General features: G+C 53.6%; 3 protein-coding genes. All 3 read left to right on the forward strand.

The features are described 5' to 3' along the window. Positions 1–58 precede the first annotated feature (58 nt). From CMUST_RS10355 to CMUST_RS10365, 3 genes are read left to right on the forward strand one after another with little or no spacing between them, the layout of a single operon-like run. The gene (locus tag CMUST_RS10355) at positions 59–4,456 is read left to right on the forward strand and encodes a hypothetical protein (protein WP_047262454.1); all 4,398 of its coding nucleotides are present in this window, start codon (positions 59–61) and stop codon (positions 4,454–4,456) included. A gap of 32 nt (positions 4,457–4,488) precedes the next feature. After that, positions 4,489–8,958 carry a hypothetical protein gene (locus tag CMUST_RS10360; RefSeq protein WP_047262455.1) on the forward strand — a complete coding sequence of 1,490 codons (4,470 nt, stop codon included), beginning with the start codon at positions 4,489–4,491 and terminating at the stop codon, positions 8,956–8,958. 24 nt (positions 8,959–8,982) lie between these two features. Continuing rightward, complete coding sequence (locus CMUST_RS10365) at positions 8,983–13,344, forward strand: hypothetical protein (RefSeq protein WP_047262456.1); 4,362 nt, start codon at positions 8,983–8,985, stop codon at positions 13,342–13,344. Positions 13,345–13,352: the final 8 nt, after the last annotated feature.

Here is a 13,352-nt window from a genome sequence, read left to right on the forward strand (position 1 = left end):
GCCACCCCATTTTTACTCTCTGTCGCATGACGCTATCGACTTTGAAAGTAGCCCCTCAATGATTCGTTTGCACTACACCCAGCATCCCAACGATGCGCCGCTTGTTGCCGTTACCTACACAGCCGAAATCCCACTCCCACCTGTGATCCGGCTGGTTGCTGAACCACTCATTGAGGCAGAAAGCCTTTACCTTGACACATTCGGATTGAAAGAAACCACCCGCCACAACTGCGGTTTCACCCCAAAACGCGCAGCAGGCTTCCCCGCCTGGCCAATACTGACCGACCCAGGTAACGCGAAGCACGCCTTAGATCTTATGAAGGAGCTGCAATGGGTGCGTCGACAAGCAAAACACAAGCCGGGAAACGTAAAACAACGCATCGGGGAGCTGGCGGAAAAGTTGCAGGGGTCAGTGCCACACTTCATTCCCACCTTCTTTGAGGAGGTCGCACGGATTTTCATTGAGGCGGAGAACCTCAACTACGCCAAACAGTTTTTCACCAAGGCTCGTGAGGTTGAACGCACCCACGCGCTAGTTATCGACAACGATAGACATGCGTATGCTTTCGACGAATTCGCAGGCTGCGGGGTTGTGGGCGCGAAAACCTTTACCCAAGAATCCCGCGACGCGGCCGCCCGCATGACACCGCATGATGCCTACGATTACTTCTTTAGGCTACTGATTGATCAGTGCAAAGCCGGTGCGGGATTATACGCCAACGCACTCAAAGACCTGCACTTCCTCGGTAAAAAAGCTGGACTCAAGCCCCGCGACATTGACGTTGCATTCACCGCCGCATATCTCCCCACCCGCAGCTTCCCGCACTCCTCGGAAGCAGTGCTGGCCCGCATTGTCAAGGTTCTTCCTGCGCTGGTAAAAAACGAACCTGAGCTGGCGGAAATCATCTACACCACCATCCCGGATCTGTGGAACGTCTACGACTATGTCACCGTATTGCAGGGGGTGAAACTGTGGGAGCCATTGTGTGCGGATTCTGAAAAGTTCGCATCGTGGATAGCCACAATCGTTGACCACCATGAGACGAATTGGAAGTTTTTCCACGTCTCTCACGTTGATCTTCTCAACCAGATTGTTGCACACAAGGATGTTTTGGAGGGCACTTTCCTGCCACTCTCCTACGGTTTCTACCATCTCGATTATTTGGACGCATTCAGTGCTGCCGGAATCCAGTGGGTAGAAGAAGCACATATCAAGCAACGTTGGAAGAGCAAAGAATCTTGCCATTGCGGTTGCTCCGGCAAGTTTGAATTTTCCCACTGGTGCGAGGATCACCACCGTGACCTCGGTTTTTTGGTGGAGCAGGACAAGGTGCGGGAGGCCCTTGTTGCGAGCATTCCATCAGAGTATTTAGCCACGAAGTTAGATGCGCTTTTCAGTAGCGAGCCGGTGAAACAGCTCATTTCCTTGAAACTTACAAGGCTGCGCGAGTTTCGTTCGAACGTGACTGGTTCCAAGGAGCTATGGGCCGACCTCGACAAGAGTAGAAAGCATCTGCATCATCCGCGATTGCGTGCGCTCTACCCTGAGCTTATTGCGGAAATCCTCCACATCGACCCAGCAGCTGAACTGGCGGAACGTCTCCGTCGTGGCACGCTCGTGGAATACATCTGGCCGACGTTCGAATCCCACATCCAATCCCCTCGTACATACAGTACTAACTTCTCATCGACATACCCGTGGGTGTGCGTGAAGAAGCGGGAAAAACTCACTGTCTTCAGCGGTGAGAAGGTGCGCGAATTCGCCTTTCCCCACGATCTTCGGTGGATGCGGGCTATTCCCACTGATGACGATGTTTTTCTGCTCCTGTCAGGTGACAAACTTTTCCGAGACAAATGGATGTGGGTCAACGACGGCACTGTGTTCGACATTAAGCCCGAGGTTCTGCGATTCTTCGGTGCGGAAACTGTCAGTGCTTTCGAGGGTACCGTGTATTTTGGAAAGACGCCGATCCGTAACGGTGATCTGTCTGAAGTGCCGTCTGGTTTCCAGTTGGGGTTCGGCCCTGTGTACGCGATAGGGATCCACGTCAAATACCCGTACGAAGAGATCATTGACCGCGATGTCACTGTTCTGCCTGGTGAAAAGACTATTTCGGGCGAGGCTTTCCACGAGAAGTTCCGTCGTGGCGAGTTGTCGGGGCTTGATTTGCCTCAGGTGAGTGCGGTTGCCACAAAGCACAATGCTGAAATTGATTTCAAACATAGTTTCACTGCGACGGTCACAGAACAGACCACCGACTCCCCCTTCGGTGTTGAAGGCGATCGCCTGTTCAGCATCGCTTTATGCACGAAGGAACAACAAGATTTCCGCGTCAGCCCGCTGGGCGTGTTCGCCACCGATGCTTTTGTGATTAAGCGCCCTAGTGAGGGTGTGTGGTACCTAGATAACGGTGTGAAACCCTCGCTTATCGACGCCGAAACGGGTTCCCCCGTCGCCGGCTCGCTCACGGATCAAGGCGTTGAGCATATTCTTAATGACCTGCCGTTGCACGGTTTCCATTTCCTGCGCCCTCGAAACGAGCAGGTAAGTGCACGGATGCGTAGCTGTTCGTATGAGCAGGCTGCGGAATTGTTGGCCAATCCGTTGAAGATCCTCGACTTCGCTTCTGGGGATGAAACCTTGGCTGCCGCTATCGCGGGAATCATTGTTGAGATTAGTAACATTCATTTGGTTTCGCTCAAGCTTCCACAGGTTGAGTCTGTGCCAGCACCGCTTCATTACTTGTATAAAACTGTGCAGCCGGTAGAGGTTAGTGAGCAGGAAATCCCGGAACCACCAAACCTTGATTCTGCGCACCCCCACAAAGATTTTGCGGTGGCGCTGGTCGATCTTGCCTCGATTCTGGGCAAAACCCGAAACTCTGGAAACGTGCATGTTCTTCGTGAGGCACAATTTATTTTCGACACGATTGGCCGGGAGAAATTGTGGCTTGCGTGGCTGGCGTCACCAGTGCTCTCTCTCGACATGGTGCGCTCCTATCATGCGTTGTTGTCATGGTGTGTCCAACATGGTGTTTTGGGTGTGTGGCGGCGCAGGAGTTTCGCTGAGGATCGTGTGTTTGCCGATATGCGAACGAGGTGGGTAAGCAGCCGGATGTTTTTGGGATACCATGACGGGTTCGGCTACCTGTGGAATCCCTCTGTCACGTCACCACCCGACGAGCCTGTGGTTGAGGAGGCTTTCGACGATGAGCTGTTCATGCCAAGCGAAAAATTCACGCAGGCTCTCGACAAGATTCTCACTTGGCACGAAAATCGTCACGTGGCATCTGCCGGCATGGATTTCTCGTGGACTACCACCACTGTGACTCACGCAGCCGAAGATGCGGCTTCGGTGACCTCGCTTCCGCCGCACGTGTGGGCGTTACTATTCGCGGGTGTTTGCTTCAATTCCGAAACCACCTTGGGTGAGGAACGTGATGCGACGCTCAGCCAATTACTTGGGTTACCGGCCACTACCATCCGATCGTTCCCGAGGAAAGCGATGACCATTTTCGACGGCCGCCACGCAATTTTCCATGCCCTCGCATGGCATGATGGATACTTGGAAGAAGGCCCAAGCATCACGAATCTTCGCGCAGCTTGGGAAAGCCTGTGGGGCCCGGCTTGGATTCACCTCAGTGACGAAATGTGGGACCAAATACCGGCTTCACTTCAGCCGATGGTTGATGCAGGATTCCACAGCAGTGCCCCTGACGCAACCAATTCAAGATACGGGGAAACCGCAGACCTATTATCGGTGTACCTTCACTTAGCGCACCTGGTGGAGCCAGGGAGTGCTAGCGCCCAAGCTTTGGCCATGCGGCTGCAACACGCGATAGAAGATCCCGATTTGCTCATCCACCGTGGTCTCACGTTGTCAGTTAAACCGTTCACGGATCGTCAGGGCAAACCTTTGCCTTCGGCAAATAAAGGCACACTCGACGCACTGCTTACGTACCTCACCCAAGGCACTCCCATCGTGGGATTTAAGCAAGACCCGCAGGTCACTGCACCTGATGTAGTAAGTGATGCTGCGAAAACCTTGAACCTCACCGCCGATGCAGCACGGTATTTCTTACAGCTTCTGGCCCTCCCCAACCCCACCGATGCCAATATCCAACAGTGGAATAGCTGGGACCGGAAACACCTCAACCAGGTCATAGCGGAATTAGCCTCGACCGACCTTGTAGTTCAAGCCCAGCGAGCTGGGTCAGGTCGAAGTGTGTTCCTGCCGGGTCCTTGGTACGACGTTCCCTCCGTTCGCCCCGCACTTGAGGCGTGGAAAACGCCACACTACCTGCTGTGGGAGGAGGCCACCAACCGCCCACTGGTAAAGACGTGCCCGCCGCTTCTGCCCTACCCTGAGCTCTTCCACGAAGTGTGGCAACGGTATAAAACTGGCGACAGTCCACAATACGAACCTCCCGCTTCCCTTCACAACCCGAAAAACTAAGAATCTTCCCCTGGCCCTGAATGTGATCTCACATGATAATTCTTCGTTCCTCTCAAACAGCAAACGATGCACCCCTCGCCGCTGTCACGTACACCACCAACCTTGGTATTCCACCTATAATCCGGTTGGTTGCTGAACCACTCATTGAGGCAGAAAGCCTTTCCCTTGACACATTCGGATTGAAAGAAACCACCCGCCACAACTGCGGTTTCACCCCAAAACGCGCAGCAGGCTTCCCCGCCTGGCCAATACTGACCGACCCAGGTAACGCAAAACACGCCCTCAACCTGGTCAAGGACGTGGAGTGGGCGCGTCGAAAAGCAAAAACCGAAGCGGGCAAGGTGAAAAAACGTATCGACGAACTGGTCACAACACTGCAGTCCTCCGCCCCGCACTTCCTGCCCACCTTTCTAGAGGAAATCGCCCGAATCTTCGCCGATGCAGGAAATCTCAGTTACGCGAAACAATACTTCGGCAAAGCCCGCGACGTTGAACGCGCGCACGATTTAGCTATTGACCAGGCTAGACACGCCCAGGCGTTCGTGGAGTTTGCCCGTATGGGACTTGTGACCGCAAAAGTTTTTTCACAGGAAGCACGCGATGCTTCCAAGCGGCTAGAACCTGAGGAAGCATACCTGTACTTTTTCAACCTGGTTATCACCCAAGCCGAGTCAGGCGCGGAGACATACAGTAAAATCCTCACAGACCTTAAGTTTTTGGGCAAAGCTGCTGGTTTGAGCGAGCGGCAAATCCAGGAAGAATTCACGGCTGCGTATGTACCAACCCGGAGTTTCGCCACAAGCCCAGACGCGGTGCTGGCGGTGGTGCTTCGTACGCTTCCGGAAATAGTAGCCACGCACCCCGAACTACAAGAAGCCCTCTACTCGATCATTCCGGCCCAATGGCACGATGTGACCAACTATGTGGACAACCTGCACAAACTTGGGCTGTGGGAACCGCTTGCGTCCAACCCGGAGCGGTTTCGACAGTGGATTGCGGACATCACTGCCCACGGGAATAAGAAATGGCGATTCTTTGATGCCACTAACCTGGAACTTCTGCGAGCAATTGACCGCAACCATGCGGCGCTAGCCGGGCTCCACATTTCAACGCACAGTAATAAATACCACCCCGACTACCTTGACGCGCTGATCGCGGCGGGGGTGGAGTGGTCGACGATACCACCGTCGGACGAGGCTGAAGCACAATTCATGATGTCCGCGTGGATTAGTAAACACCATCGGGATCTTGCGCACCTGGTTGCGCAGGAAGAATACCGCTCGTGGTTCCTGCGTGGTTTGGCGGATCTGAATATTTCCCGCCACGCCACCGTCCTATTAAGCGGGGAGCCTATCCGCACGGTAATTCGGTGGAAGCTTGAAGAAATGCGGGATGGCCAGACCAAGGCGCGGGGTTCACACCCTGAATGGCTCCGATTGAACTGGCATGCCAGCCGAGTCTCCAGCTCTCGGTTGCGCGCGTATTTTCCTGAACTCATTGCCCAGCTGCTAAGCGTTGACCCCGCCGCAGAGCTTGCCGAACGGCTGCGGCGCGGCACTCTTGTGGAATACACGTGGCCTGAGTTCGAAGAAAACGCCGCCGATTTTATCAACCAGGACACGTCCATTTCCGCAGTATTTCCGTTCGTCACCGCGGTTAATGGGAAAAAAGTTCGTATCTTTAGCGGGGCGTCGGTGCGCGACTGTGAGATCCCGGTCGAGAACGTGGACACCCTGGTTCCCACCGACGACGACGTTTTCGTCGCCTACACCAACTACACGGCGAATGGGTGGGACAGGTGGTGGCTGTGGCTTTCCGACCCACAACCGCACCTAATTACCGCGCCGCCATCATACAGTTACGAGAACACAGGCGGCGAATATGCCACCACTGTCGACGGCATCTTACACATCGGCCCCGCTCCTATCACAGCAGGTGAGCTAGATTCTGACCCGAAAGGGGTCCAGCTTGGGTTCGGCCCAGTGTATGCAGCAAACAACGCACATGCGCAATCATTCACGGTTCTACCTACGATGGCGAAAATCACCACAGCTGCGCTGAATAAGCAATTTGCTGCCGGCACGCTTCAGGGACTTGAGTTTCCTGAGGCTGCCGCGCTGGCGGCTGAGCATGGTGCACAGCTTTCGTTCGGCGACAGCTTTAGCGCCCCTGCTGTGACCTCAACCGTTGACTCTCCATTCGGGTTGGATGATGGTAGGCATTTCGCGCTGGTGCTCGAAACTGAGTCCTCCGGTGCGTATGTGGTCAGCCCGCTAGGGACGTTCCACTCCGCCGATGAATCATTCTTAGCTATAAAGCAACCGCATTCGGGCGTGTGGTTTTTACGGAAATCCGTGATTTGGGCAGAAGGGACGACGCTTTATGACGCCACCACCGACGCCCAGATATCGCCATCACTCACATCTTCCGGCACAAACCACATTCTTCATCGCCTCCCCCGCGCCGGGTTCCACCACCTTAAGGTCCGAAACGAAACCGCAAGTACACGTTTGCGCGAATGCACAACGAAGCAGGCTGCCGCGCTGATTTCCGACCCACTACGCATCCTCGAATTTGCTGATAACGATGTGACTCTCGCCGCTGCGATCACAGGAATCATTGTCGAAGTAGGAAAAATTTCTGGGGTGGAACTCGCCTTGCCTGAACTCGATGAGGTTCCAGAGTGGTTGCAATTTTTGTACACAAGCCATGCTCCTCACATCGTAAGGGATACAAAGAAGCCGGTTGGGAGCAAAACCCACAACATGTTTCCGTCAATTGATGTGACTGAAACAACCCAGCCGAAAAAGGCAGCTGCGGTTAAAATTCCCAATCCACCTGACATTCGACCACATATGTCGGGCGGAAAGGCTGTTGTTTCTATGCACAAGCTTGCAACAATTCTCAACAATCCGCAGGAATCCGGAGCTGTCCATTTCCCCGAGATTTCCATCATGGTGCGTGACACCATCGGCAGGGAAAAGATATGGCTGTCGTGGTTGGCATGTCCAGGCCAACCGCTGGAACGAGTGCGGCTTTTCCACGCTTTTCTCTCCTGGTGCGCGCAGAATCAGGTACTCGGAACGTGGCGTCGTGCCACCCTTGCATCTGATAGTCCCAAGGTTAAAGGTGGAAGCCGCTGGGATAACAAGAGGATTCTGGTCAACGACTACGAACTTCGCGCTTGGTTATGGAACCCCGCTTTAACAGAGCCTCCCCACGAACCACCACAATCGGACACATGTGATGACGAACTTTTCGTGCCAAAAGACGAGTTCCAAACCGCCCTCGATAAAATCCTCGCATGGCACGAAAACCGGCACGCCACCGGCACCCACCTCACACCAGCATGGGGTACAACAACCATCGCTGCGAAAGCCACTGCGGCTGCTGAAGTTTCAACTCTTCCGCCACAAATGTGGGCGTGCTTTTTCACCGCTGGTTACAGCGAAAAAGCACTGCCGTTCCAAGAAGATTGTGTCAATCTCGCCGCTGAAATCTTGAAGCTTCCGAAGGTAACGGTATCGTCCTTCGATCGAAACCTTTGGTCCACATTCCACGATCACCATCGCGAAATTCTTGGCATGGCCTGGCACGACGACTACCTAAACACCGGGCCAGCCATTAACGGCATTCGTGCCGTGTGGGAACGGTTGTGGGGCAGGTCGTGGATTCACCTCACCGACGATATTTTGGATGCCATTCCCGCCTCATATCACTCGGCGTTGAACAACGAATTCCATACCGCGTCTAGTGCACGTTCGTCACGTGCGAAAACCGCGAAGCTGTTGATTGTGTATATTTACCTCGCGCATTTGGTGACGCCCGGCACCGACGAGGCGCGTCGACTAGCAGAGCGCATCAGCGAAATCGCAACCTGTCACGTCCCCTACCCCGATGTTGTGTTAGGGGCAGACTTCACTGAGCAAATAAAACGTTCAGACGCCGAGGCTTTCTACCCTCTAGTGGTTCAGCAAGGATATCTCGATTCTCTCCTCGACTACCTGAAAACCGGCACTGCCGTCACAGGTATCAAGGAAGACCCACACATTTCTAGCCCCGAGACAGTATCTAACGTTGCCACAACACTTGAGATCAGCACCGATGCCGCTAAGTATTTCTTGCAGCTTCTAACGCTAACCAAACCCACCGACGCCGATGTGAAGAAGTGGAACGGGTGGAACAAGAAACAGCTGGAACAGGCTAAACAGGAATTACTGGACAAGGAACTTGTAGTCACCGCCAAGCGTACTGGTACAGGAAGAAGCGTATTTCTACCAGGCGGTTGGTTGGACAAAAGTGACACTGGTCCGGCCATGGAAGTGTGGAAAGCACCCCACTACCTGCTGTGGAAAGACGCCAAATGCCGCCCCATCGTGGAAACCTGCCCACCGCTGGTGCCCTACCCCGAACTTTTCACCGAGGTGTGGGAACGCTACAAATCAGGTGACATACCAGGCTATGAGAAACTCACCACCACCAGATACCGCACCAAGCGCTAACCACCGCAGAAAGCACGACACACAATGATCCACATTAACCCCACCCCAAAAACCCACGACGTATCACTGGCTGCCGTCAGCTACAGCAGTGACCTTGGGCTTGCCCCGATCGTTCGACTCATCCCCGAACCACTCATCATCGCCGAAACACTCGGACTGAAAAACCTCAGACTAAACGAAACCACCCACACACTTGTCGGTTACACACCCAAACGCGCCATCGGCTTCCCAGCCTGGCCAATACTGACCGACCCAGGTAATGCGCAACACGCCCTCAACCTGGTGCAGGACGTGGAGTGGGCGCGTCGAAAAGCAAAAACCGAAGCAGGTGCGGTGAAAAAACGCATCGACCAGCTCACTGGTGTACTTCAGGCATCCGCCCCACATTTCCTGCCCACCTTTCTAGAAGAAATCGCGCGTATTTTCGTTGAAGCTGAAAACCTCCCCTACGCCAAGCAATACTTCGGCAAAGCCCGCGATGTTGAGCGCACACATTCACTAACGGTGGACGCGGAGCGCCACGCCCAGGCATTCGCCGAATTCGCCGCACTCGGCGTTGTCAGCGCGAAAGCCTTCTCCCAAGAAGCCCGCGACGCCGCAACAAGGATGCAGCCACAAGAAGCCTATGATTACTTTTTTGCTCTGCTGATCGACCAAGCAAAATCTGGGTCCACAATCTACGCCAACGCGTTCAAAGACCTCCAATTCTTAGGTAAAAATGCCGGAAAATCCGCAACCGACGTGGAACAAGAACTAGTCGCAGCCTACATACCCACCCGCAGCTTCCCGAAGTCACCGGCATCAGTGCTGAAGAAAATCGTTGCGGTCATGCCAGGTCTACTCGAAACCCGCCCTGAAAGCAGCGAATACTTCTACACTTCCATCCCCGAAAAGTGGGATGTCGTCGAATATGTCACGACTTTAAAGAAACTCAATCTGTGGGAGCCCCTGCACACAAACCCAGAGAAGTTCGTTCCCTGGATTGAAGCACTGGTGGCACACGCTAATTCCGCATGGCGCTACATAACAGCATCCGACCCTGACTTGCTAGACGCAATCGTTGCCAACAAAGATGCACTTGCTGGACTCCCGCTCCTGGTTGAAGCTTCGCAGTACCACCTCGATTACCTTGACGCATTCAGCGCCGTTGGCATGAAGTGGAAACTGAAACCGAGCCAGTATTCGTGGCGCCCCTCCTTCCAATACGACGGGTGGTTTAAAGTTCACCACCGTGACCTTGAGTTTTTACTCCGCAGGGAGGACCTTCGCGATCAGCTTGTTGCGGATCTCCCACCTGCGTCACTCGAAGAGGACTGCACCGCGTTGTTGGAAGCCGAACCAACCCAGAAGCTGGTGGGCTGGAAGCTGGAAACCTACCGTAAACTGCGGGAAAACGCCACCGGATCAATGGAAGAGTGGCGAACTCTCACACACCACACACAGCACATCAACGATCCGCGTATCCGCGAACTTTACCCCGACCTCGTGGCGGAGCTTTTGCACATCGACCCCGCCTATGAGTTGGCAGAAAGGCTACGCCGTGGCACGATCGCGGAATACACGTGGCCTACGTTTGAGAAAACCGTGAGCGCTATGGCTGAGGATGATATTACAATTTCCGCTACCTACCCGTGGGTGTGTCTTCGTGCCGAGAAGGACCTCAGGGTAATCAGCGGCGATGTGGTGCGAACATACCGCCTGCCCAGCATGATGTACGCACAAATGATCCCCACTGACGACGATGTGTTGGCAATCTACTATGATTCCTCTAGCCATGAAAACAAGTGGCTGTGGTTAAACGAAGGCACCTCCTACACCATTGAAGAAACTTTCTATAGTTCCCATTGTGCGGACTATATCAGCACAATTGACGGAACCTTGTACGTTGGCACTATCCCAATCCGAGAAGGTAATTTGAAATCCTTACCGGTGGGTAACCACGTGGGATTTGGCCCAGTGTACGCTGATAAAAATGCTCAGATTGTCGTTCTTCCCAGTGGAGAAAAAATTTCGTCGGAAGATTTTAGAAAGCAGCTAACGCAAGGCACATTACCTGGAATCGATCTTCCTGATGTTAGTGCTGTGGCAGCCGAAAATGGCGCGGAGTTCTCCTTTAACAATAGCTTCACTACAACCACCACTGATGCAACGTTGCACTCCCCGTTCGGTGTTGACAGCGATCGCACGTATGGTATTTCCTTGGAAAAAGACTCGGAAAAATACTGGTATATAAGCCCGCTAGGTACCTTCGTGTCCGATGAAAAGTTTTTCGCGGTGCGCAAACCCCAGGCTGATGTGTGGTATCTACGCAAAGACTGGCGTACTGGACATGTGCTTTACGACGCCGCCACCGACACCCAAATCGCACCATCGCGCATTCATACTGGCCAGGATCACCCGCTGAGCTTGCTGCCACCGGCCGCGTTCCACCAGCTTACGGTCCGCAACGAGAAAGTCAGCGCGAAGATGCGTAGCTGCACTACGGAGCAGGCAGCGGAATTAATCGCTAACCCCTTGAGCATCGTAGAGTTCGCCGATAATGATTCGGTTCTTGCGTCGGCGATTGCGGGAATTATTGCCGATATTGGTGTGATTGACACGGCATCAGTTGAGCTCCCTGTCCTTGACACTGTGCCAGAAGAATTAGAGCACCTTTACGCACGTTTTTCTCCTATGGAGCAATCTGAAGAATCCGTCATTCCCCTACCTCCGTCTCGCTCTGAAAGTGAGATAGAGGAGTCCTTCATCATTAACATGCACCAACTAGCTTCAACATTGAACAACCCGCAGGAAGCTGGCGAAGCAAACGTTAGCCATGACTGCTCCCAGATCGTTGGTACCATTGGGCGGGAAAAGATCTGGCTTACACGACTAGCAACACCAGGGGCTGCATTGGAGGATGTCAGGTTCTTTTGCAAGTTGTTGCATTGGTGCGCCGACTATGGCGTGCTGGGTGTGTGGCGCCGACTGAACCTAACCGACGGTTTCTATCAGGATAGGTGGGAGAACAAGCAGCTTTTTGTTTCACTCTCCAACGTTGTGCTGTGGAATCCCGACATCAGTGATCGCCCCAACCATGTGGAAAAACCCCACACTTTTAACGATGAACTTTTCATGCCCAAGGCTGAGTTCAAGCAGGCCCTTGACGACATCTTGGCGTGGCATGAAAAGCGACACGCTGAAGGAATGGGAATGGTTCCTGCGTGGGGTGACGGTAACGTCACCGAAGCGGCTGCTCAAGTAGCCGCGGTGACCACTTTGACACCGCAGCATTGGGAGTGCCTGTTCGCCGGAGTATTCGACGGCCCACTGACAAGGTACAGCGCTCCTATGACGTGGACTTCAAGAATCACCCCCGAGGAAGCTTCGGAAGTACTGAGCTATACGGAGCGGGAAATCGCATCGTGTATAGAGCACTATCACAAGAACTTCGGCTACTACTTTCAAACCTTTCAAGGGCTTGCCTGGCACAAGGACTACCTCACCGATGGCCCCAGCGCTGCGGCAATCGGTGCAGCTTGGGAAGAAATGTGGGGCACACCATGGATTCATCTCACTAATGAAATGTGGGATACTCTCCCTACTCAATTACAAAACAACGTCGACCACGTTTTTCACGGTGGAATTAAGACAATCAATGGGTCTATCAATTGGTGTTTGAGCAAGGTGATGCCGGTTTATCTCAACCTAGTTCAATTCGTAGAACCATCAAGCACAGAAGCGAAGAACCTTGCCGAACGCATCCTCGAAACCACTCAGTGCACAGTTGATGATCCTCAGGTGCCGTTGGGCTGCGAGTACACCTCAAAACTGTTTAAAAAATCTGAGCCCAATGAGCACTCACTCCGGTTAGCCAAGGAAGGGTATCTCGATTCCCTTCTCCACTACCTCAACACAGGTAAAGCTATAGAGGGAATCGAAGAAGACCCCACCATCAGCGCACCAAACATTGTGGCTGATGCGGCAAAAACCTTGGGCATCAGCGCAAATGCGGCACGCTACTTCCTGCAACTTTTGGCACTGACCCGCCCTATGGATACCCACGTGAAGAAGTGGAATGGCTGGACTAAGGTTCAGCTCGACCAAGCACGCCAAGAATTGGTGGACAAAAAGCTTGTGGTCGTCGCGAAACGCGCAGGCACAGGACGCAAAGTCTTCCTCCCCGGCGGTTGGTTAGAGAAAAGTACCACCGGCCCCGCGATGGAAGTGTGGAAAGCACCACACTACCTGTTGTGGAAAGACACCAAATGCCGCCCCATTGTAGAGACCTGCCCACCACTTATGCCCTACCCCGAACTCTTCACCGAAGTATGGGAACGCTACAAAACAGGAGACGTACCAGGCTACGAGGAACTCACGACCACCAGATACCGCAGAAAACGATAAACCTTTAC

Origin of the sequence: Corynebacterium mustelae, assembly GCF_001020985.1 — a bacterium.
GTDB lineage: Bacteria > Actinomycetota > Actinomycetes > Mycobacteriales > Mycobacteriaceae > Corynebacterium > Corynebacterium mustelae.

What these genes read in the sequence shown, in the direction of transcription:
- CMUST_RS10355 (WP_047262454.1), top strand. Translation starts at nt 59, where the DNA reads ATGATTCGTTTGCACTACACCCAGCATCCCAACGATGCGCCGCTTGTT.
- CMUST_RS10360 (WP_047262455.1), top strand. Translation starts at nt 4,489, where the DNA reads ATGATAATTCTTCGTTCCTCTCAAACAGCAAACGATGCACCCCTCGCC.
- CMUST_RS10365 (WP_047262456.1), top strand. Translation starts at nt 8,983, where the DNA reads ATGATCCACATTAACCCCACCCCAAAAACCCACGACGTATCACTGGCT.